This is a genomic window from Streptomyces sp. GbtcB7 (genome assembly GCF_019091445.1).
GTDB classification, from domain to species: Bacteria; Actinomycetota; Actinomycetes; order Streptomycetales; family Streptomycetaceae; genus Streptomyces; species Streptomyces mirabilis.
Map to the genome: position 1 here is coordinate 72,187 of NZ_JAGXJM010000032.1, position 21,775 is coordinate 93,961.

Below are 21,775 nucleotides of genomic sequence, written 5' to 3' on the forward strand. Positions count from 1 at the left end.
CGCGCCCTCACCGCTTACGGCGGCGCCGCGCCTTGGACCTGCCGGGGCGCGCGCCGCCGCGTGAGGGCGCGGCGGCCGGCGCGGGGGCGGTCGCGGACGCGTCGCCGTCCGCCGGGGCGAACTCGCCCTCGACCACGCCCTCCGCCGTGTCCATGGTGGGGGCCGTGAAGTGCAGGTCCTCGACGCGGTCGCGACGTTCGAGGGTCCCGGGCGCACCACCGGAGGCGTCCAGGTTGAAGACGTAGCCGACGGACTCCTCCTTGATGGCGTCGGTCATCGCGCCGTACATGTCGAAGCCCTCACGCTCGTACTCGACGATGGGTTCCCGGCCGAGCGTCCAGCGCAGACCGATGCCGTCGCGGAGGTAGTCCATCTCGTAGAGGTGCTCGCGCCATTTGCGGTCGAGGACGTTGAGGACGACCAGGCGTTCGAGGTCGCGCAGGGCCTCGGCGCCGAGTTCGGCCTCACGGTCCTCGTAGCGCTCGTGGATGTCCCGGGTCACGGCCTCGACCAGGTCCTCGGCGGTGAGGTTCGCGCGGTCGCCGGCCGCCTCCTCCAGGCCCTCGATCGTGACCCGTACCGGATAGAGCTGTTCGAAGGCGCCCCAGAGCCGCTCCAGGTCCCATTCCTCGGGGAAGCCCTCGCTGGTCTCCTGTCCGATGTACGCCCGCACGGTGTCGTCCATGAAGTGCAGGAGCTGTTCGCGCAGGTCCTCACCCGCCAGGACGCGGCGGCGCTCGGCGTAGATGAGGGTGCGCTGCCGGTTGAGCACCTCGTCGAACTTCAGGACGTCCTTGCGGGACTCGAAGTGCTGCTGCTCGACCTGGGCCTGGGCGGAGGCGATGGCACGGGTGACCATCTTGTTCTCGATGGGGATGTCGTCGGGGACGTTCGCCATGGCCATCACGCGGTCCACGACCTGGGCGCGGAACAGGCGCATCAGGTCGTCCTCCAGGGAGAGGTAGAAGCGGGAGGCGCCGTTGTCGCCCTGGCGCCCCGAGCGGCCGCGCAGCTGGTTGTCGATACGGCGGGACTCGTGGCGCTCGGTGCCCAGCACATAGAGCCCGCCGAGCTCCTTGACCTCCTCGTACGCCGCCCCGACCGCGGCGGTGACGCGCTCGCGCACCTCGCGGCAGGCGTCGGGGTGCTCCTCCTCGGTGAGTTCGCGCTTCTCCAGCTCGGCGGCTATGAGGGACTCGGGATTGCCTCCGAGCATGATGTCGGTGCCGCGGCCCGCCATGTTGGTGGCGACGGTGACGGCGCCCTTGCGGCCCGCCTGGGCCACGATCTGGGCCTCGCGCTGGTGGTTCTTGGCGTTGAGCACCTCGTGCCGGATACCGCGTTTCCTGAGCAGCGCGGAGAGCAGTTCGGACTTCTCCACCGACGTGGTGCCGACGAGGATCGGCTGCCCCTGGGCGTGCCGCTCGGCGATGTCCTCCACGATCGCGGCGTACTTGGCGTCCACGGTGCGGTAGATCTGGTCGGGGTCGTCGGCGCGCTTCGGGGGCCGGTTGGTCGGGATCGGCACGACCTGGAGCTGGTAGATCTGGTGGAACTCGGCCGCCTCCGTCATCGCCGTGCCGGTCATGCCGGCGAGCTTCTCGTAGAGGCGGAAGAAGTTCTGCAGGGTGATCGTGGCGAGGGTCTGGTTCTCGTCCTTGATCGTCACCCCTTCCTTCGCCTCGATCGCCTGGTGCAGCCCCTCGTTGTAGCGGCGGCCCGCGAGGATGCGGCCGGTGTGCTCGTCGACGATCAGCACCTCGCCGTCCACGACCACGTAGTCCTTGTCCCTCTTGAAGTGCTCCTTGGCCTTCAGGGCGTTGTTGAGGTGCCCGATGAGGGAGGTGTGGTCGGACTCGTAGAGGCTCTCGATGCCGAGCTGGTCCTGGAGGTACTCGACGCCCCGGTCCAGGATCGCGACGGTGCGTTTCTTGGGGTCGTACTCGTAGTCGTACGTGGCCCGCAGTGCCGCCAGTTCCTCCTTCTCGGCCGGCCGGGTGAAGAGCTCCTCCTGGACGCGGACACCCTTCATCCGTCGTACGAGCTTGGCGAACGCCTCGTACCACTGGGTGGGCTGGTCGGCGGGTCCGGAAATGATCAGCGGGGTGCGGGCCTCGTCGATGAGGATGGAGTCGGCCTCGTCGACGATCGCGAAGTGGTGGCCACGCTGTACGAGTTCGTCCCTCGACCAGGCCATGTTGTCGCGCAGGTAGTCGAAGCCGAACTCGGTGTTGGTGCCGTAGGTGATGTCGCAGGCGTACTGGGCGCGGCGTACGGCGGGCGTCGACTCGGACTTGATGACACCGACGGTCAGGCCCAGGAAGCGGTAGGCACGGCCCATCCACTCGGCGTCGCGCTCGGCGAGGTAGTCGTTGACCGTGACGAGGTGGACTCCCTTGCCTGCCAGGGCGTTCAGATAGACGGGGAGGGTGGCGACGAGGGTCTTGCCCTCCCCCGTCTGCATCTCCGCGATGTTGCCGAGGTGCAGCGCCGCGCCGCCCATCACCTGGACGTCGAAGTGACGCATGCCCAGGGTCCGCCGGGCCGCCTCGCGCATCGTGGCGAAGGCCTCCGGCAGCAGGTCGTCCAGGCTCTCGCCGTCGGCGTGGCGCTGTTGGAACTCAGGGGTGAGGGACTGGAGTTCCTCGTCGGACAGGGCCCTGAACTCCTCGTCCAGGGAGTTGACCTGATCGACGACGCGCTGGAGCCTGCGCAGCACCCGGCCCTCGCCGGCTCGCATGATCCTGCCGGTGATGACGTCCAGACCTTTGCCCGGCATAGGAATTCCCCCAGAACTAAACGGCGTCCGCGAGCAGCCGAATCCAGTGATTGGCTCGTTGCAGAATGTGGACGCCCTGCTGATTCGCTTTGATCACCTCGCGCAGGACGGGATCGTCGACCACGTCGAGCGCGCTCTTGAAGAGTTGTTGGATGACGGGCCGTTCCCCCGGCCGTCCGGCGTCCAGCAGACCGTCGACGTCACGGAGGTCGATGCGCCGGATCCGTACGGGGTCGAAGGAGGGCACCGGCGGGCGCGGCTCCGTGTCGACCAGGGCGAGCGCGCAGTCGTTGAGGAGAACCGCGAGGGCGTCGCGGTGCGCCTCGAAGGTCTCGGGCGCGACTTCACGCAGCTTCTGCGCCAGCGGCCGCACCTCCTTGCGGACGGTCCGCAGGGCCCGTACGAGATCCGGTTCGTCGAGCTGAAGCCGGGCCTCGGCGCGGGCGCGCGTCAGCTGCGCGGAAAGGCCGTGACCGTGTTCTTCCCCGATTCCTTGGCGCATCTGCCGTCCCCGTTCGCCATTCTCCTCATTGTTGACGCACATATTCGGTGCGGCAAGCGGCGGAATGGCGAACCGGGACGGCAGTGAATTCCTGGGAAAATGGTCAGCGAATGGGGCGGTGGACGTTTTCCTTCCGGCTCGGGCCGGGCGTCGCGTCGGCGATCCAGGGGCCGTCACCGGACGGGTCGATCACGCCCTGCTCCAGCCATTCGTACGTGCCCGCCAGGACGCCCTTGACGACCTTGCGGTCGAGGTCGTCGGTGTTGCTCCACAGGCGGCCGAAGAGTTCGTCGACGCGGATGCGGGACTGGCGGCAGAAGGCGTCGGCGAGCTGGTAGGCCTCGCGGCCGTGCTGCCCGGTGAGGCGCAGGTGTTCGGCGCGCACACAGGCCGCGCTCATCGCGAAGAGCTCGGCGCCGATGTCGACGATCCGGCCCAGGAAGCCCTGCTTGGTCTCCATCCGGCCCTGCCAGCGGGACATGGCGTAGAAGGTGGAGCGGGCGAGCTTGCGGGCGTTGCGCTCGACGTAGCGCAGATGCGGGGAGAGATCCACGTGCCGGTTGAACTCGCCGTACGAGCGGGGGAGCTGCCCCGGGCCCGCGACCAGTTTCGGCAGCCACTTGGCGTAGAAGACACCCGCGTTCGCGCCTGCCTTCGCCTTGTCCGAGAGGGACTTGTCGGGGTCGATGAGGTCACCGGCCACGGAGAGGTGGGCGTCCACGGCCTCACGGGCGATCAGCAGGTGCATGATCTCCGTCGAGCCCTCGAAGATGCGGTTGATACGCAGGTCGCGCAGGATCTGCTCGGCGGGCACCGCCCGCTCGCCGCGGGCGGCGAGCGACGCGGCGGTCTCGAAGCCGCGGCCACCACGGATCTGGACGAGTTCGTCGGCCATCAGGCAGCCCATCTCGGAGCCGTACAGCTTGGCGAGGGCGGCCTCGATGCGGATGTCGTTGCGGTTCTCGTCGGCCATCTGCGACGACAGGTCGACGACGGCCTCCAGCGCGAACGTCGTCGCCGCGATGAAGGAGATCTTCGCGCCGACGGCCTCGTGCAGAGCGACCGGCTTGCCCCACTGCTCGCGGGCCGCCGACCACTCGCGGGCGATCTTCAGACACCACTTGCCCGCGCCGACGCACATGGCGGGCAGCGAGAGACGGCCGGTGTTGAGGGTGGTGAGGGCGATCTTCAGGCCCGCGCCCTCCGGGCCGATCCGGTTCGCCGCGGGGACCCGGACCTGGTGGAAACGGGTGACGCCGTTCTCCAGGCCGCGCAGCCCCATGAAGGCGTTGCGGTTCTCGACGGTGATGCCCTCGGAGCCGGCCTCCACCACGAACGCCGTGATGCCGCCCTTGTGGCCCTCGGACTTCGGGACGCGCGCCATGACGACGAGCAGATCGGCGACGACTCCGTTCGTCGTCCAGAGCTTCACCCCGTCGAGGACGTAGTCGTCGCCGTCCGGGACGGCGCTCGTGGCGAGCCGCGCCGGGTCGGAGCCCACGTCCGGCTCGGTGAGGAGGAAGGCCGAGATGTCGGTGCGGGCGCAGCGCGGCAGGAAGACGTCCTTCTGCTCCTGGGTGCCGAAGAGCTTCAGCGGCTGCGGTACGCCGATCGACTGGTGCGCGGACAGCAGGGCGCCGATCGCCGGGTTCGCGGAGCCGACGAGGGCGAGCGCCTTGTTGTAGTACACCTGGGTGAGGCCGAGGCCTCCGTACTTGGTGTCGATCTTCATGCCGAGGGCGCCGATGTCCTTGAGGCCGTCGATGACCTCGTCGGGGATCTGCGCCTCGCGCTCGATACGGGCCGAGTCGATCTTCGTCTCGCAGAAGTCGCGCAGCTTGGCGAGGAACTCCTCGCCGCGCTGTACGTCGTCCTCGGCGGGCATGGGGTGCGGGTGGATCAGGTCGAGGCGGAAGCGGCCGAGGAACAGTTCCTTGGCGAAGCTGGGCTTGCGCCAGTCCTGTTCGCGGGCCGCCTCCGCGACCTGTCGTGCCTCACGTTCAGTGACGGTGGGCTGGTGGGGTGTTGCGGACATGAGGCTCACCTCGCCGCGCATAGGGATCTTGGGGACCTTCGTTACTGATCGGTGCTACTCGATCGTATTTACCCGAATACGGGTGACCCCACCAGTCCTCGCGCGCGTTCGCGTGAACGCGTACCCCATAGGTTTGAGCCGATGCCGACCGAGGCCGGCCGATCTCAGCCGATGTCGACGGAGTACGCCTTGGTGTCCAGCCGTCCCGAACCGCGGAAGACCTCGCTGCCCGACTCGATGCCGGAGAGGTACTTGTCGTTGCCGAGCAGCTTGCGGCGGACCAGGGCCTGGGTGAAGTCGTCGAGGTCGAGGGAGGCCTTGGTGGTGTTGGTGCGGCGGACGAAGGAATACACCTTCCAGCCGATGTCGCCCTGGTAGATGTCCCACATGGCGCCGTCGAGGCTCACACTGCCGTACTTGGTGCCGAGGGGGCCCGCGCCGCCCTGCCGGTTGAGCCAGACCATGATTTCGTCGGTGGGCTGGTCCTGCCAGTCCGCGTTGTTCTTGGCGTGCAGCCACAGGTCGTACGCGACGTTCATGGTGCCGGGGTCGGAACTGACCGAGAACTCCCAGCTGGTTCTGACCGGCTTGCGGTCGCCGACCCGGACGGGCAGTTCGGTGGCCGCCTTGTCGGTCTTCCAGCCCCAGTGCCAGCCGAGCACGGTACTGGCGTACGACTTGACGCTGTTCTCCTTGCCGGCCTTGCTGGTCCAGGAGTAGTTCGTGCCCCAGCCGATGGTGTCGCCGGAGCGCGAGGTGTCCCAGACGCACTGGGTGCCCGTGCCGTCGTCCTGCCCCCAGAGGTTGTTGTTGACGTAGTACTTGCCCATCGTGACGGTGTCGAAGGCGCCGCACTTCTCGCTGGCCTCGCCCGCCTGGGCGACGGTGACGCCCGCGGCGGCCGCGAGCGCCACCGTTCCCGCGAGCATCGTCTTCGCCTTCTTGGACAGGCGCGGTCGGCGGTGTTGCATCGGGGGTCCTTCCGGAAAACGGTCTGCGTACGCCTTCTCAGTGACCACCGGTCCTCAAAAGGTTGCCGCCGCACGGCGAAGTCCGGCGCGGGAAACGCACCGGCGCACGACACTGGAAACACGCCTGAGCACGGCACCGCGAACATGCCGTCGCGCGGCACGACAACGACTCCCGACCCGCACCGCAAGAATCCTGTCGAAGCGCTTCGACAACCTATGGACACCCACCACCCGTCGAGCTACTGTCGAGCCACCCTCACACGCCCTTATCCGCAATGCGCACTGTCGAAGCGCTTCACACAATGCTTGGAGAGCTGGATGGTCACCCTCGCCGAGGTCGCCCAGCACGCCGGAGTCTCGGCGAGCACGGTGAGCTATGTCCTCAGCGGCAAGCGGTCCATCTCCGCGGGCACCCGGCAGCGGGTCGAGCGGAGCATCCAGGAGCTCGGATACCACCCGAACGCGGGCGCCCGGGCCCTGGCGAGCAGCCGGTCCAACATCATCGCGCTGATGGTTCCGCTCCGTACCGACATGTACGTACCCGTGATGATGGAGATCGCCATCGCGGTGGCGACCCACGCCCGCACGCACGGCTACGACGTGCTCCTGCTCACCGGCGAGGAGGGTCCCGACGCCGTGCGCCGCGTCACCGGCAGCGGGCTCGCCGACGCGATGATCCTGATGGACGTGGAGCTCGACGACGAACGGCTCCCGCTGCTGCGCCAGACGGACCAGCCCTCCGTACTGATCGGCCTGCCCGCCGACACCTCCGGCCTGACCTGCGTCGATCTCGACTTCGGCGCGACGGGCGCGCTGTGCGCCGAGCACCTCGCACTGCTGGGCCACCGTGACATCGCTGTCATCGGCGAGGCCCCGGCGGTCTACGAGCGGCACACCGGCTTCGCCGAGCGCACCCTCGACGGACTCCGGTCCCGTTCGCGGGAGTTGGGCCTGCGCGTGCTGCACCGCCCCTGCGAGGGCGGGTACGACGCGATGGCCCTGACTCTCGCCCGCATCCTCGACGAGCGCCCCGGCACCACGGGCTTCGTCGTGCAGAACGAGTCCGCGGTCGAGCCGCTGCTCGCGCTGCTGCGTCAGCAGGGCCGGGCCGTCCCCGAGGACGTGTCGGTGATCGCGATCTGCCCGGACCAGGTCGCGACAGGGGCCTCGGTGCGGCTGACCTCGGTCGCCATCCCTGCGCAGGAGATGGGCCGACTCGCCGTGGAGCATCTGATCGCCAAGTTGGAAGGGCACGGCAAGGACGAAGTCGTGCTCATCGCACCCGAGTTGACGGTACGGGCGAGCACGGGCCCGGCGCCGACCGCCGCCTGACCGGGGCCCGGCCACGCGCCACTCCCCGTCCCACCGTTCACCGCACCGCATCACACCGCACTGCCCCAGCCTCAGCCCCCCGGCCCCAGCGTCGTGCCCTCCTCGCCGGGCACCCCCATGTCTGCATGTCTGCATTCCTCATGTCTGCATTCCTTCAGGAGCGCCCCCGTGAATCAGCCTGCCGAAAATCAGACCCAGTCAGGCGCGGTCAGCCTCGCGCAGTCCTCCCCGACCGTCGGCACGTTCCGCGAGCGGGACGGCGCGCTGGAGTGGAGCGGCCGTCAGGAGACCGTCCGTATCGAGCCCTGGGGCCCGGACGCGGTCCGGGTCCGCGCGCGCCTGGGCGGCCCGGTCCTCGAAGGCCTCCCCGGCGCGCTCCTCGACGAGCCGCAGGTGACCGAGAGCACCGTCAAGATCCAGGACGGCGAGGGCCGGTTGACGGTCGGCGCACTGACCGTCGAGGTCGGCGCCGAGGGCCAGGTCCGCTTCCTCCGCACGGCCGACGGCACGGAACTCCTCGCCGAGGAGCGCGCCCACTTCTGGTGGCCCGGCCCGCGCCTGTACACCCCGACGGGCAACGGCCACCACCGCCTGGAGCAGCGCTTCGCCGCGTACGAGGGCGAGAAGCTGTACGGCCTCGGCCAGCATCAGCACGGGCTGTTCGACCAGAAGGGCGCGGTCCTGGACCTGATCCAGCGCAACGCCGAGGTCACCGTCCCGGTGCTCACCTCCAGCCGCGGCTACACCTTCCTGTGGAACTCCCCCGCGATCGGCCGGGTCGAGCTCGCGGGCAACGGCACCCGTTGGGTCGCCGACTCGGCCCGCCAGCTCGACTACTGGATCACCGCGGGCACCCCGGCCGACGCCCAGCGCCGCTACAGCGCCGCCACCGGCCGTACGCCGATGCTGCCCGAGTGGGCGGCCGGCTTCTGGCAGTGCAAGCTGCGCTACCGCACGCAGGACGAACTCCTCGACGTGGCACGGGAGTACAAGCGCCGGGGCCTGTCCCTGTCCGCCATCGTCTGCGACTTCTTCCACTGGACCCACCTGGGCGACTGGAAGTTCGACCCGGCCGAGTGGCCGGACCCGGCGGCGATGCAGCGCGAGCTCGCCGAACTCGGCGTCAAGCTGGTCGTGTCCGTGTGGCCGTCGGTCTCCCCACTGTCCGAGAACCACCCGCTCATGGAGCAGCGCGGCTACTTCATCGGCACCCAGTACGGCCCGATGGCCCACGCCGACTGGCCCGACAAGGAGGTCGCCTCCACCGTCCAGGTGGCGTTCTACGACGCGACGAACCCCGAGGCCCGTGACTTCCTGTGGTCGCGCGTGAAGGACAACTATCTGGACCCGTACGGCATTTCGGCCTTCTGGCTGGACGCCTGCGAGCCGGAGCTGAAGCCGGGCTTCCAGGAGAACCTGCGCTACCACGCGGGTCCGGGTCTGGAGGTCGGCAACCTCTACCCCCGCGAGAACGCCCGCACCTTCTACGAAGGCATGCTCGCGGCGGGCGAGACCGAGGTCGTCACCCTCAACCGTTCGGCGTGGGCGGGCAGTCAGCGCTACGGCGCCGCCCTGTGGTCCGGCGACATCGGCACCGACTTCGCGACCCTGCGCCGTCAGATCGCCGCGGGCCTCAACACCGCGCTCTCCGGCATCCCCTGGTGGAACACCGACATCGGCGGCTTCCACGGCGGCGACCCCGACGACCCGGCGTACCGCGAGGTGATGGTCCGCTGGTTCCAGTTCGGCGCGCTCTCCCCGCTGATGCGCCTGCACGGCTTCCGCGACCCCGGTATGCCGCTGGGCCCCGACATGACCGGCGGCCCGAACGAGGTCTGGTCGTACGGCGAGGAGGCCGGCGCGATCCTGGAGAAGTACCTGCGGCTGCGCGAGCGGCTGAAGCCCTATGTGCTGGACGTCATGCGGGAGGCCCACGAGGAGGGGCTGCCGGTGATGCGCCCGCTGTTCCTGGAGTTCCCCGAGGACCACGCGGCCTGGTCGGTCGACGACTCCTACCTCTTCGGCTCCGACCTCCTGGTCGCGCCGGTGCTCACGGCGGGCGCGACGGTGCGTACGGCGTACCTTCCGGCGGGCGCCTGGTGGACCGACGCGTGGACCGGTGAGACGTACGAGGGCGGCGCGGCCGTCACCGTCGACGCCCCGCTGGACCGCATCCCGCTGTTCCTGCGGGACGGAGCGCGGCTGCCGGTGGCGGAGTAGCCACGCGCGTGTGGGGGAGGCCGGGCCGGCCTCCCCCACACGCCCTGTGACGGCACTGTTGCCGGAACTGTGGGCTCCGTCACAGCCGAGGCGACCTCGGGCTGCTGGAGTCACCGGATGGTGTACCTGCTCCTGCTACTCGTCCCCGGGGGACTGGTCGCGGCCTTCGCCTTCGTCGGGTACTGCTTCGGCACCCTCGGCCGGATCGGCCTGCGGCGGGCCGACCGCGTGGTGTGGCTGCGCGTCGTCGCCGCCCTCATGGGGGCCGCCACGGCCGTCCTGTACGTGTGGGGACTGGTCCATCTGGTCGGCGCGGTCATGGACGCGGAGGAGAACGGCGCCGACTCGGCACCGCTGCGGCCCTGTCGTGCACCGGGCTGGGAGGAGCGGGCGCAGGACCCCGGCAGCGTCGACTACACGGTGCGCTACCTGCCCATCCGGTTCGTCTGCGAGACGGGGGACGGCGACAGCCATGTCACCGACGCCGTTCCCGACTACCTGAATCCCAGCGTGCTGGGATTCGCGCTGGCCGGCGCCGGGTGCGCCGGTGCCGCGCGGCTCGTATCGCGACGGCCCGGCCCCCGCGCGACGCGGGAACCGAGCCACTGATGCCCCTGGGGAATCGGTCAACTACTGCTAACCGCGAGGCTGTTGGTCACGAAGTCCAGGCCGCCGGACGAGGACGTGATCTCGAAGCCGAACTGGAGGTCTCCGATGGTCACGTTGCCGAACCAGCCCTTGGTGTCCTTGATCCACTTGAGGATCGGCAGGACGTCGACGGTGCCGGAGCTGGAGTTCGAGGTGCGCACGAAGGAGAAGACGTCGTTGGATCCGTTGTTGCCCTTGTAGACGGTCCAGGTGTGGCCGCCGAGGGTGAGGGTGCCCTGCGAGGTGCCGAGCGGGCCGACGGCTCCGGTCTTGTTCACCCAGAGCATGACCTCGTACTTGTAGCCGGTGTCCCAGATGTCGTACGACGTGTTGTACGCGCCGGACGACGGGACCGTGACGTTGTAGCCGCTGGTGAGCGAGCCGAGCGAGGTGATCGACTTGTTGATCACCTTCTTGGCGTTGGGGTACGACTTGATGCCGCCGGTGTTGGGGTGGTTGGCCCACACTCCCCAGTTGGTGCCGGAGTTGGCCCAGATGCACTGGCTGCCCGCGCCGGAGCCCCAGATGTTGTTGTAGAGCGTGTACCCGTTGAGGCTGGTGTTCCCGTACTGCTCGCAGGAGTTCCAGACGGCCGCCTGGGCGGGGGCGGAGACGAGGCCGACGGTGGCGCCGAGCGCGAGCGCGGGGGCCAGCAGGGCCTTGGCCGCCCTGCCGAGTGTCCGTGTTGCCATGGTGTCCCTTCCATGGGTGGGGGGAACTGCGGGTGCTACTGCGGCCCCAGGGTGAGGACGCAGTCTTCTCCGGCGCTCAGGGAGAGCGGTCGCGCGCCGGCGGAAGTCCTGAGATCGATCCGCGTGGTGCGGGTGGGGCGGATGACGGCCGTGCGCTCCCCGGGACTCCAGGTCAGGTCGACCTCGGCGCCGAACCGGGTGCGGATGCCGTGGAGCCGGCCGCTCGGGTACGCCGTGGGGAGCGCGGGGAAGAGGACCAGCCGACCGGGCGTGGAGTGGACGAGCATCTCGATGAGCACGGCGGGGAGTGTGTGGGCGGCGTCCGCGTTGTAGACGTGGCGGTTCGGGTAGTGGCCGCTCATCAGGGAGACATGGAAGAAGTCCCCGGCCAGGACGTTGTCGAGGGCGCCCGCCACCCGCTGGGCGTCCCGCAGCCGGGCCGCCACCAGGGCGTGGTGGAGGTGGCCGTGCGCGGAGTCGTTCTCGGCGCCGCGCAGTGCGAGGGCGCGGTGGGCCGCCGCGGCGAGCTCGGGGGTGTCGTACGGGTTGATCTCGTCGAGCGGCCAGACGCCGTAGAGGTGGCTGAGGTGCCGGTGGTCGTAGGTGTCGTCGAGGCCGGGCCAGGCCCACTCGGCGAGTGCCCCGTCGGCGTTGACGCGGTGCGGCGGCAGCCGGTCGGCGAGCGCGCGCCAGCGCTCGGCGTCGGGTCCGGGGTGGTGGTCGGCGGCCGTGCGGAGGGCGTGGCGCGCCGCGGAGAGGTCCATGGCGGCGTTGAGGGTGATCCAGCGCGCGGTGGCGGGCCGGTTCTCCGGCGAGTACGACGGCACGATCACGACGCGGCCGTTCTCGTCGGTCCGGGTGAGGAAGTCCTCGTAGAACCGCGCCACTTCGGCGAGCGCGGCGACCAGGCGCGGGTCGCGTGCGCCGCGCGTCTCGTCGTGGTCCACGAGGGGTTTCAGCAGCCAGTCGGCACCCGCGGTCCACACGTGCAGCGGGTACTCGCGGCTGAGGTGGTAGATGTGCCCGGACTCGCCGTCGGTGTGCGCGGGGGCGACGACACCCCGGGTGCCGAAGATCGCCCGGGCGTTGTCGCGCCAGTGCGGCAACTGGCCGTGGACCAGGGCGGCATGGGCCTCGGACACCTCCGGGAGCGCCGCCGCGGCGGCCGACGCCGTCTGCAGATTGACGTTGGCGTCGGTGGTGAAAGCCCCGGACCAGGCGGTGTCCCAGTCGCCGGTCCACAGCCCGGTCAGCCGTGGCGGCAGCATTCCGGCAGCGGACAGCAGGTGGTAACGACCGGCCGCGAAGAGCCGTTCGAGCAGGGCGGGGCTCTTCGGACGGCGGACCAACTCCGATCCCGGGAGGGCCCGTTCGGCCGGATCTGCGCCCAGCTCCAGGCCCGCCCGCAGGTAGGCGGGACGGTGCAGGGCGGTGTGCCGGGCGAGGAGACGGTCGTACGCGTCCTCGTCGCCCTCGGGCAGCAGGGCGCGCAGCTCACGGGCCTCGGCGAGCGTGTCCCACTCCCCCTCGTGCCGTCGTACCCGCGTGAGCAGCAGCACCGATCGCGCGCCCTCGACCCGTATCCCGGGCGGCGCGGTGAGCGTCCGGCCCCCGGTGACCACGGCGAGCGTTACGCCGGTGTACGCACGCTCACTGCCCGGATAGCGGGCCCGCAGAGTGAGGAGAGCACCGTCGGCGGTGAGGACGGAACTGTGACCCACCGCCAAATCCGACGGGGCGCCCGGCAGTCGGTGGTCGAGCGTCACGTCGACGGTGAGGTCGGCCTCCGTCACGTACTGGACGATGACGTCGTCCGCGCGCGACACGAAGACCTCGCCGCGCCGGCCCCCGCACTCGGCGCGGACGACACCGGTGGTGAAGTCGACCTCGCGCCGGTACGCGTGCGACTCCCGTGGCGCCCGGCGCAGCCGCACCTGGAAGGCCGGGTGGAAGGGCTGCACCCACAGCAGCGGTCGCCCGTCGGTGAAGTCCTCCCCGGCGTCGACGTCACCGGCCAGCAACCGGTCCTGGACGCTCCTCAGCCGTGCGGCCAGCTCGGGCGGCCGGGCGTGTTCACTGCCGTTCGGGCGGACCAGGGAGTGGTGGTTGACGATGACCCGGTCGTCGTTCGGATCACCGAACACCATGACGCCGTGTCGGCCGTTCCCGCTCAGGAAGGCGTCCTCCCAGCGGGCGGCGGGAGCGGGCTCCCAGGTGCCATGGACGGGGGCGTCGGTGGAACCGTGGACGGGAGCGACCGTGAGGCCGTTGGCGCGCTCGTCCGCGGGGCCGCCCGCGGGCTCGCTCATGGCGCTGGCTCCAGTACGACGACCCCGTACCGCCCCAGCTCCACGGCATCGACGACGTCCTCGCCGGTCAGCAGGTCGCGGTGGCGTCCCGGCACCGGCACGGTCACCGTGTCCCGCCCGTGGTGGAGCAGGAACAGCAGTTCGCCCCGGCGTACCGCCTCCACGTCCGCTGGAAGGTGGTCGAGTGGCGGCCGTACGCCCGCGTCCTCGGCGATCCCGGCGAGCAGCGGCCACAGCGCCTCGGGCTCGGGGAGGGTGGACAGGTACCAGGCGCGGCCCTTGCGCAGTACGGCCGGAAGACCGTCCAGCTCACCGCCCTTGTACCGGACGACCGCGTAGGTGTCGTCCGCGGCCTCGATCTCCTCGGACCACAACGTGCCGCAAAAGCCCTCGGCCTCGACCTTCTCGTCGGCGTCGAGCGGCCACCACTCGTGCAGGGTGCGGATGCCGAACAGTGCGCGCAGCCGCTCGTCCATGCCGCCGGGCCGCACCCGGTCGTCCTGGTCGGCGACGCCGGTCAGGAAGCCGGAGACGAGGGTGCCACCGCCGCGTACGTACCCGACGAGGTTGTCGATCGCCCTGTCCGTCAGCAGGTACAGCTGCGGGACGACGACCAGCTTGTACGCGGACAGGTCGTGCTCGGGGTGGGCGAAGGAGGCGGTGGTGTTGGCCTCCCACAGGGCGCGGTGCCAGGCGCGTACGACGCTCTGGTGGTCGACCTCGCAGGACAGCCGCCCGTCCTGCTGACTCGCCCACCAGGCGTTCCAGTCCAGCAGTACGGCGACGTCGGCGCCGACGACCTGAGTGCCCGTCACCTTGTCGCTCAGCAGGGCGAGTTCGGCCCCGATCCGCTTGACTTCCTGGAAGGTGCGGCCCCGCTCCCCCGCGTGGCTGACCATCCCGGAGTGGAACTTCTCGGCGCCCTGCCGGGACTGCCGCCACTGGAAGTAGCAGACGGCGTCCGCGCCGCGCGCGACGGCCTGGAGGGACCAGAGCCGGTTGAGCCCGTGGGGCTTCGGGTGGTTCACGCCACGCCAGTTCACGGACCCCGCCGCCTGCTCCATGACCATCCAGGGCCCGCCGTGGGCCTGTGAGCGGGTCATGTCGTGGATGAGCGCGCCGTACTGGGCGCCGAGCGGGTCGCGCGGGTCCGGATAGATGTCGACGGAGACCACGTCTTCCCGCTCGGCCCACGCCCAGGCGTCCTGACCCTGCCAGAACGGCATGAAGTTGGTGGTCACGGGGATGTGCGGGGTGTGCCGGGCGACGATGTCGCGTTCGGCGAGGTAGCACTCCAGAAGGGCGTCGGAGGTGAAGCGCTTGAAGTCGAGGACCTGGGTGGGGTTGTTCATGTAGTGGGCGTGGCGCGGCGGGAGAACGCCTTCCCAGTCGTCGTAGCCCTGGCTCCAGAAGGCGGTGCCCCAGGCGGTGTTGAGGGCGTCGAGCGTGCCGTACTTGCCCTGGAGCCAGCGACGGAAGGCGGCGGCCGCCTCGTCGCCCCAGTCGTAGGTGCAGTACTCGTTGTTGATGTGCCACATCGTCAGGGCGGGATGGCCGCCGTAGCGGGCGGCGAGGTCCTCGGTGATGGCGGCCGCGTGGCGCCGGTAGGTGGCGCTGGAGTGGGCGAAGTGCTGGCGGCCGCCCCACCACTCGACACGGCCGTCCGCGTCGCGGGGCAGGGTCTCCGGGTGGAGCCGGCCCATCCAGGGCGGGGGCGAGGAGGTGGGGGTGGCGAGGACTACCCCGACGCCGTTCTCGTGCAGCAGGTCCATGAGCCGGTCGAGCCAGCCGAACTCCCGTGCGCCGGGTGTCGGTTCGAGCTTGGCCCAGGAGAAGACGCCGACGGTGACGGAGTTGACGCCGGCCTCCTTCATGAGCCGTACGTCCTCCTGCCAGAGCTCCTCCGGCCACTGCTCGGGGTTGTAGTCGCCGCCGAAGAGGATGCGGCCGCGGGTGGCGTCGCCGAGGCTCGGTCCCTGGCGGGTCGGCGTCGGATTCTTGTGAGTAGGCGTCGGATTCTTGCGCGTCGGCATCAGACCGGCTCCCCGTACTGGATGCCACGCCCGTTCGTACCGAGGTACACACGGCCGTACACGCGCGGGTCTCCGGTGATGACCTCGCCGATCCAGCCCCACTGGTGGGCGTTGTCGTTGATCCGCACCCAGGTCCCGGCCGCGTCGTCGGAGCGGTAGACGGCGGTGATCGTCTCCGTGGAGCCGACCTGGTAGACGGCCGGGTAGTCGGCGCCGTCGGCCGCCTTGCCGAAGCCGAGGGTGTACGAGGCCCAGCAGCTGGCGACCTTGGCGAAGGTGACTCCACCGTCGGTGGACCGGTAGAGCCCGTTCCACTTCACGCTCAGCCACAGGTCACCGCTGCGCCCGGGTGCGGCGGCCAGCTGGAACTGGTCGTCCCCGGAGGGCAGTCCACCGGCACGGACGGTGAAGGAACGGCCACTGTCAGTGCTGGCGTATAGCGTTCCTGTGTCGGTGTCGTACGCGTAGAAGAGCGTCGGGTCGGCCGGGTCGGCGACCGGCGTGGCGCCCTTCGGGAAGGAGGGGACCTCGGACCAGGTCGCGCCGTTGTCCGTCGAGCGGTGAGCCGCGTACTTCGTGCCGTCCCAGTGCACGAAGGACCACAGCAGCGTGCCGCCGTCGGCGCTGGTGGCGATCGGCCCCGGTGCGTTCTTGGCGATGTCGGGCTGGGCCGTGAAGGGCGCCCAGGTCCGCCCGCCGTCGTGGGAGTACGCGCCGTTGCCGTGGTCGCCCCAGCCCGCCCGGACGACGTACGACGGCTTGGCCGCGGCCTGCGCGAGTCCCGTCGCCGACCCGAACACGGGGTTCGTCGCCATGCCGCGCGACGGAGACGCCGTGAGCCGCTCGTGGTACATCACGCCGATGTCCCCGAGTCCGCTGATCAGATGCGCCTCCCCGGCCGGGGGCGAGATCAGCCGGCGCACGGCCGTCTCCTCCAGACCACGGATCTGTGGCGCCCAGCGTCTGAGGTCGCGGGTGCCGTAGAGGGTCGCGCCGGTCCCGTACACGAGGTGCTTCGAGTCGTACGGGTCGAGGGCGAGCGCCTGGATCCACCAGCCGAACTTCGGCTGGTCTTCACCCCAATCGAGGAAGGGAGTCTCGGACACGTCGAAGACCGCCACGTCCTTGAGGGACGCCCAGGTACGGCCACCGTCGGTGGACCGGAACACGGTGTCGCCGTCGGCCCACCGGTTGTTGGTGGAGACGACGACGGTGCCCGCGCGGTGGGCGTCGACGGCGACACCGCCATAGGCGAAGGTGTCCGTCGAGCCCTCGCTCGTCGTCCCGCCCGGCTTCACCGGGGTGACCTCGGTCCAAGTCCCCGTGGCGGTGCGCAGCTTGTGCACGCTGCCGTCGGACTGGCCGCCCGGGCCGGGCGCGTCGCCGTAGGTCACGTACAGCTCGCGGGTGAGCCTGTCGTACGCGGCGCGCAGCGGGACCTTGGCGGCGGTGCCGGACGGCTGTCCGGGGACGGCCTCCCAGGTCGTGCCGTCGGAGGTGCGGTACAGGTTCGCCGTGCCCGTGGTGCCGTCGCCGTCGCCCCAGCCGGCGTAGACGGCGCGCCCGGCCGCGACGAGGAACGTGATGCCCTGCCCGGCGGAGTTCGCCTTCGCCGGGAAGGCGCTCACGCCTGCCCAGGTGGCCCCCCGGTCGGTGGACTTGAGCAGCCCGTCGTGCCTGGTCCCCAGCCACAGGGTGTCGCCGTCGCGCGGGTCGACGAGGAGCCGCTCACCGGCCCCTCGTCCGTCCTCGTTGGCGCCGAGCTTCACGTTCAGGTCGGTGCGGGTCCAGGTCGCACCACGGTCCTCGGAGCGGAGGATCGCACCGTTGCCGGCCCACGACTGGGCGTACGTGCCGAGGGCGAGGTAGAGCCGGTCCGGGTGCGCGGGGTCGACGGCGAGCGACTCGACACCGAGCAGGTTCCAGTCGTCCCAGCCGAGGTGGTCGGTGAGCGGGGTCCAGCGGGCGGCTCGCTCCTCCCAGCGGTAGGCGCCGCCGATGTCGGTCCGGGCGTAGGCGAGCCCTCGTACGGCCGGATGGAACAGCACACCGGTGATGAATCCGGTACCGCCGATGACGGCGTTGCGCCAGCGGTAGGAGGGGGTGGCGGCGGTGACCTCGGCGGCGTGCGCGCGGCCCTGGAGGGGCGGCACGGTGGTGAGCGCGGCGGCGGCCGCGGTCCCGGCGAGAACGGCCCGGCGGCTCAGTCGGGACGCGTGCATGACATACCTCGTTCTACGGAGAGACGGTCAGGAGAGTTACCTGAGGGGCGCGAGGCTGTATCGATATGCGGCTCCGCCGCGTGGGCGCGACCGGCCACGAACAACCCGCGGTCGCCGAACAACCGGAAAGCCCTCTTCAACAGGCGCCGGTCAGCCCTTCACCGCGCCCGTCAACATGCCCTTCTTGAAATGCCGCTGCACGAACGGCGACAACACGGCCACCGGCAGCAACGCCATCACCATGACCGCCATCTGCACCGCCAGACCGGACAGTTGGCCGGTCTTGATGGCCTGGCCGAGGCCCACCGGGGCCTCCTGCTTCTGCACGAGCTGGATCATGACGTTCTGCAGCGGCATCATGTCCTGGTCGTTGAGGTAGAGCGAGGCGTTGAACCAGGCGCTCCAGTACCCGACGGCGTAGAACAGGGTGATCACCGCGAGGACCGCGCGGGAGAGCGGCATGACGATCTGCCACAGAATGCGGACGTCACCGGCGCCGTCGATGCGGGCGCTGTCGATGAGTTCCTGCGAGATGCCCATGAAGAAGCCACGCAGCACCAGGATGTTGAAGACGCTGATCGCGCTCGGGAGGATCAGCGCGAGATAGCTGTCGGTCAGGCCCAGCGACTGCACCAGCAGATAGGTCGGGATGAGACCGGCGCTGAAGAACATGGTCGCCAGCAGCGCCAGCAGGATCCAGCGATGGCCGAGCGAGCCGATGCGCGAGAGGCCGTAGGCGCACAGGACGGACACCGCCATGGAGAACAGCGTGCCGACGAGGGTGATCAGGATGCTGATGACCGAGGCGCGGGTGACCTGGCCGCCGCTGAGGAGTTCCTTGTAGGCGACGAAGGTGATGCCCTTGGGCACCATCACCAGGCCGCCGGCCTCGTCGATGGTCTTCCGCGAGGAGAGGCTGGTGACGATGACGATCCACAGCGGGAAGAAGATCCCCAGGCAGGCGAGGGTCAGCACGAGTCCCTTGCCCGCGAGGCCGGCCTTGCTGGGCTCCTCCTCCCATGTCGGTCGGGGCGGCGCCGCCCAACGGCTGGGGCCGCGCACGGGTTTGTCGATGACGGCGGTCACTTCTTGTACACCCCCTGCTCGCCCATGAGATGGGCCACCTTGTTCGCGGCGAGGACCAGGCCGAGGCTGACCACGCCCTTGATCAGTCCGGCGGCCGCCGCGTAGCCGAAGTCCTGGTTGCGGACGCCGTTCCACCAGACGAAGGTGTCGAGGACCTCCGCCGCTCCTGGTCCGACGGCGTCGCGCTGGAGCAGGATCTGTTCGAAGCCGACGGTGAGGGCGTCACCGACGCGGAGCACCAACAGCAGGGCGATCACCGGGCGCAGCGCGGGCAGCGTGATGTGCCACATGCGGCGCCAGCGACCCGCGCCGTCCATCGCGGCGGCCTCGTACAGGTCCGGGCTGACCGAGGACAGCGCGGCGAGGAAGACGATGATCCCCCAGCCGGCGTCCTTCCACACGCTCTGCGCGGTGATCAGGAACTTGAAGGTGTCGGGGTCGGTCATGATGTCGAGACCGTCGTACCCGTGCTGCCGCAGCAGCTGCGAGAGGATTCCGGCGCCGCCGAAGAGCTGCTGGAAGACGGCGATGACCAGCACCCAGGAGAAGAAGTGCGGCAGGTAGAGGATCGCCTGTGAGAGCGCCCGGACCCTGGGCCTGACCACGCTGTTGATGAGCAGCGCGAGCACGATCGGGATCGGGAAGTACAGGACGAGCTGGAGGAAGAACAGCACGAGGGTGTTCTGCACGGCATCCCAGAACGCCGAGTCCTCGAAGACCCGTTGGAAGTTCTCGATGCCCACCCAGGGGCTGTGCAGCATGGAGACGATGCCGTTGTCGCTGATGTACGGGTCGTAGTCCTGGAAGGCGACGATGTTGCCGAGGATCGGCACATAGTTGAAGAGCAGGACCAGCAGGACCGCCGGCAGCGTCATCAGGAGCAGGACGCGGTCGCGTCTGAACCTGAGTCGCAGGCTCACCTTCCCGGAGGGGCGTTTCTCCCGCGAGCCGGTGGCGCCACCGGACGCCACCGGGGTCTTCTCTGTCGTGTCGGCCTCGGTCCCGCTCCGAGGCACCGTGCTGTGGGACACGGCCGTTCTCCTTGCCTCGGTACCCGGTCAGCTCGCCGCCGGGCCGTTCTCGTCGAGCAGCTTCTTGTACCAGTCGCGCAGTTTGTCGCCGCCCTTGCTCTTCCAGTCGGAGACGGCCTGCTGCATGTCGCTGATCTTCTTGCGGCCGCGGACGATGTCGTCCTCCAGCTGCTCGAAGTCGTTGGAGAGGTTGGTGTAGCGGCTGGGTTCGGTGATCTGCATGCCGTAGAAGGAGGACTTCTTGGTGAAGGCGCCCATCCGCTGCTGCCACTCGACCTGCGCCTTGGCGACCTCGGGGAAGTCGGGGTGGGCGATGGTCGCGGTGGGGCTGGCGACCATGACGTAGGCGTTGATGACCTCGTTGTTGCCCTGGTCGGTCTTGGTGGGAACGCCGTTCTTGACGGTGTAGTGGGTGCCCTCGACGCCGTAGTTGGTGAGCATGTACTCCTTGGTGCCGTACGGCGCGGCGGTGACGTTGGCGACGGCCAGCACGTCACGGATGACGGACTCGGAGGCCTTCTTGCTGACGAAGGCGAAGATGCCGGCCGGCTGTTCGGCCCAGAGGGTCGGTGAGCCGCCGTCGTGGCCGAAGATGTCCATGCCCCAGATCTTGTAGTCCGGGTTCTGGGTGGCCTGTTCGGCGGTGCGGCTCCACCACTGCGAGATGTTCTGGGCGTAGATGAGGAACTCGCCGGCCGCGAACTTGGGGCCCGGGTCGGTGGCCGCGCTCTTGCCCAGCTTGGCGTCCGGGTGGACGTATCCGGCGGCGAAGAGCTTGCGGGTCCACTCCAGCGCTTCGAGGTACTCCTGGGTCTCGATGCGGTAGACCAGCTTGCCGTCGACGAGGTTCCAGCCGAGCGGCTTCTCACTGCCCGAGAGCACACCGAAGGACTGGAAGGCGGTCCACTTCATGTCGAGGCAGGCCCACCGCTTGGCCTTGGCGTTGGTGATCTCCTTGCACAGCGCCATGAACTCGTCGGCCGAGGTGGGGACTTGGTACCCCTCCTTGTCGAAGATGTCCTTGCGGTACAGGGGCACGATGCCGGTGACGTACGGGGCCGGCTGCGGCAGGCCGCGCAGCTTGCCGCCGAAGAGGGAGCGCTGCCAGGCGTCCGTCGGGATCGCCGCGAGGTTCGGGTACTGCTTGATCGCGTCCCCGGAGAGGTACGGGCCGAGGTCCGCGAACTTGCCGATGATGGCGCTGGGTATCTTGCCGCCCATGTTCCAGCCGGGGATGACCACGACGTCCGGGATGTCGCTGGAGGCCAGGACCGCGCCGAGCTTCTGGTCGTAGGTGTTGCCGTCCTGGTTCTGCCACTGGACGTCGACACCGATCAGGTCGTTCATCGCCTTGTAGTAGGCGTTGTCCGACTTCGGCGGGGACCCCCAGAACGGGGACATGATGCTGACCTTGCCGCCCTTGCCGAGCTTCTTCGGCACCGAGGTCTTCAGGGAAGCGATGTCGAGCTTGCTGGTGAAGCCGACCGCGGAGCCGTTCTTGGCGGCGATGTCGGGGGTCACCACGTTGGTCGCGACGTAGGCCGGCAGCAGCTTCTTGGCGCTCTTGCCCGCCGACGTGCCCCCGCCCGAGCCGCTGTCCGAGCCGCCGCAGGCGGCGAGCAGCGGCATCCCTCCCGCGACCGCCGCGGCGGCGACCGCCGTGGAGGCGAGGAAGCTTCTCCTGCTGGGAGCGGAGGAGGCGGAGGTGGCGGTGTTCGGCGTCATTGCGTCAACCCTTCGTGGCGCACAGCAGGACACCCGGCGGTGGAGCCGTCGGCTGCGGTGTCTTGAGTGGAACTGGCTGAGCTGAAGCGGTCCTCGGAGGACTGCGTGGAAGGCTGCGTGCCCCGAGGGAGCCGCTCCACTAGTCGAAGCGCTTCGATGTTGCTGCGAGGTTAAGTGAACACCTGGGGGT

Annotated in this window: 14 protein-coding genes; 3 read left to right on the top strand and 11 right to left on the bottom strand. The window is 69.7% G+C overall.

Features of this window, described 5'->3' with window-relative positions; translation table 11 throughout:
• Nucleotides 1-7: 7 nt before the first annotated feature.
• From secA to KVT44_RS40175, 4 genes are all read right to left on the bottom strand, one after another.
• Nucleotides 8-2,779 carry a preprotein translocase subunit SecA gene (gene secA / locus KVT44_RS40160; RefSeq protein WP_217572733.1) on the bottom strand — a complete coding sequence of 924 codons (2,772 nt, stop codon included), beginning with the start codon at nucleotides 2,777-2,779 and terminating at the stop codon, nucleotides 8-10.
• 16 nt (nucleotides 2,780-2,795) lie between these two features.
• Nucleotides 2,796-3,281, bottom strand: a complete 486-nt coding sequence (locus tag KVT44_RS40165; RefSeq protein WP_099920393.1) for a hypothetical protein — start codon at nucleotides 3,279-3,281, stop codon at nucleotides 2,796-2,798.
• A 103-nt stretch (nucleotides 3,282-3,384) separates the two neighbouring features.
• Nucleotides 3,385-5,316: an acyl-CoA dehydrogenase family protein gene (locus KVT44_RS40170; protein WP_054235427.1), complete on the bottom strand. Its 1,932-nt coding sequence runs from the start codon at nucleotides 5,314-5,316 to the stop codon at nucleotides 3,385-3,387.
• 164 nt (nucleotides 5,317-5,480) lie between these two features.
• Nucleotides 5,481-6,287, bottom strand: a complete 807-nt coding sequence (locus KVT44_RS40175) for an endo-1,4-beta-glucanase (protein ID WP_217572735.1) — start codon at nucleotides 6,285-6,287, stop codon at nucleotides 5,481-5,483.
• 318 nt (nucleotides 6,288-6,605) lie between these two features.
• Between KVT44_RS40175 and KVT44_RS40180 the strand changes: the two genes are divergently transcribed.
• The 3 genes from KVT44_RS40180 to KVT44_RS40190 all read left to right on the top strand — a co-directional run bounded on the left by KVT44_RS40180 (nucleotide 6,606) and on the right by KVT44_RS40190 (nucleotide 10,448).
• Nucleotides 6,606-7,619: a LacI family DNA-binding transcriptional regulator gene (locus tag KVT44_RS40180; RefSeq protein ID WP_099920396.1), complete on the top strand. Its 1,014-nt coding sequence runs from the start codon at nucleotides 6,606-6,608 to the stop codon at nucleotides 7,617-7,619.
• A 168-nt stretch (nucleotides 7,620-7,787) separates the two neighbouring features.
• Nucleotides 7,788-9,839 carry a TIM-barrel domain-containing protein gene (locus KVT44_RS40185; protein ID WP_217572737.1) on the top strand — a complete coding sequence of 684 codons (2,052 nt, stop codon included), beginning with the start codon at nucleotides 7,788-7,790 and terminating at the stop codon, nucleotides 9,837-9,839.
• A 117-nt stretch (nucleotides 9,840-9,956) separates the two neighbouring features.
• Complete coding sequence (locus tag KVT44_RS40190) at nucleotides 9,957-10,448, top strand: hypothetical protein (RefSeq protein ID WP_217572739.1); 492 nt, start codon at nucleotides 9,957-9,959, stop codon at nucleotides 10,446-10,448.
• A 17-nt stretch (nucleotides 10,449-10,465) separates the two neighbouring features.
• On the opposite strand, the gene KVT44_RS40195 is transcribed toward KVT44_RS40190, so the two are convergent.
• The 7 genes from KVT44_RS40195 to KVT44_RS40225 form a co-directional block, all read right to left on the bottom strand.
• A complete protein-coding gene (locus tag KVT44_RS40195; RefSeq protein WP_217572741.1) occupies nucleotides 10,466-11,179 on the bottom strand; it encodes a hypothetical protein in 714 nt (237 codons plus the stop codon).
• Between the two features lie 35 nt (nucleotides 11,180-11,214).
• On the bottom strand, nucleotides 11,215-13,488 hold the full coding sequence (locus tag KVT44_RS40200; protein WP_217572743.1) for a glycoside hydrolase N-terminal domain-containing protein: 2,274 nt from the start codon (nucleotides 13,486-13,488) through the stop codon (nucleotides 11,215-11,217).
• Complete coding sequence (locus tag KVT44_RS40205; RefSeq protein WP_254650561.1) at nucleotides 13,485-15,521, bottom strand: beta-galactosidase; 2,037 nt, start codon at nucleotides 15,519-15,521, stop codon at nucleotides 13,485-13,487. Before KVT44_RS40205 ends, KVT44_RS40200 begins: the two co-directional genes overlap by 4 nt.
• Nucleotides 15,521-17,743 (bottom strand): sialidase family protein, encoded by a 2,223-nt coding sequence (locus tag KVT44_RS40210; protein WP_217572745.1) that lies wholly within the window; start codon nucleotides 17,741-17,743, stop codon nucleotides 15,521-15,523. Before KVT44_RS40210 ends, KVT44_RS40205 begins: the two co-directional genes overlap by 1 nt.
• A 150-nt stretch (nucleotides 17,744-17,893) precedes the next feature.
• A complete protein-coding gene (locus tag KVT44_RS40215; RefSeq protein ID WP_075031275.1) occupies nucleotides 17,894-18,829 on the bottom strand; it encodes a carbohydrate ABC transporter permease in 936 nt (311 codons plus the stop codon).
• A complete protein-coding gene (locus tag KVT44_RS40220; protein ID WP_190172525.1) occupies nucleotides 18,826-19,860 on the bottom strand; it encodes a sugar ABC transporter permease in 1,035 nt (344 codons plus the stop codon). The genes KVT44_RS40215 and KVT44_RS40220 overlap by 4 nt, the downstream gene beginning before the upstream one ends.
• A gap of 27 nt (nucleotides 19,861-19,887) precedes the next feature.
• Nucleotides 19,888-21,585 carry an extracellular solute-binding protein gene (locus KVT44_RS40225; protein WP_217572747.1) on the bottom strand — a complete coding sequence of 566 codons (1,698 nt, stop codon included), beginning with the start codon at nucleotides 21,583-21,585 and terminating at the stop codon, nucleotides 19,888-19,890.
• Nucleotides 21,586-21,775: the final 190 nt, after the last annotated feature.

Bases quoted from the DNA above. Each gene is read 5' to 3' on its own strand.
- KVT44_RS40205 (WP_254650561.1), bottom strand. From the start codon at position 15,521: ATGCCGACGCGCAAGAATCCGACGCCTACTCACAAGAATCCGACGCCG.
- KVT44_RS40190 (WP_217572739.1), top strand. From the start codon at position 9,957: ATGGTGTACCTGCTCCTGCTACTCGTCCCCGGGGGACTGGTCGCGGCC.
- KVT44_RS40170 (WP_054235427.1), bottom strand. From the start codon at position 5,316: ATGTCCGCAACACCCCACCAGCCCACCGTCACTGAACGTGAGGCACGA.
- KVT44_RS40210 (WP_217572745.1), bottom strand. From the start codon at position 17,743: ATGCACGCGTCCCGACTGAGCCGCCGGGCCGTTCTCGCCGGGACCGCG.
- KVT44_RS40225 (WP_217572747.1), bottom strand. From the start codon at position 21,585: ATGACGCCGAACACCGCCACCTCCGCCTCCTCCGCTCCCAGCAGGAGA.
- KVT44_RS40165 (WP_099920393.1), bottom strand. From the start codon at position 3,281: ATGCGCCAAGGAATCGGGGAAGAACACGGTCACGGCCTTTCCGCGCAG.
- KVT44_RS40180 (WP_099920396.1), top strand. From the start codon at position 6,606: ATGGTCACCCTCGCCGAGGTCGCCCAGCACGCCGGAGTCTCGGCGAGC.
- KVT44_RS40195 (WP_217572741.1), bottom strand. From the start codon at position 11,179: ATGGCAACACGGACACTCGGCAGGGCGGCCAAGGCCCTGCTGGCCCCC.
- KVT44_RS40175 (WP_217572735.1), bottom strand. From the start codon at position 6,287: ATGCAACACCGCCGACCGCGCCTGTCCAAGAAGGCGAAGACGATGCTC.
- secA (WP_217572733.1), bottom strand. From the start codon at position 2,779: ATGCCGGGCAAAGGTCTGGACGTCATCACCGGCAGGATCATGCGAGCC.
- KVT44_RS40200 (WP_217572743.1), bottom strand. From the start codon at position 13,488: ATGAGCGAGCCCGCGGGCGGCCCCGCGGACGAGCGCGCCAACGGCCTC.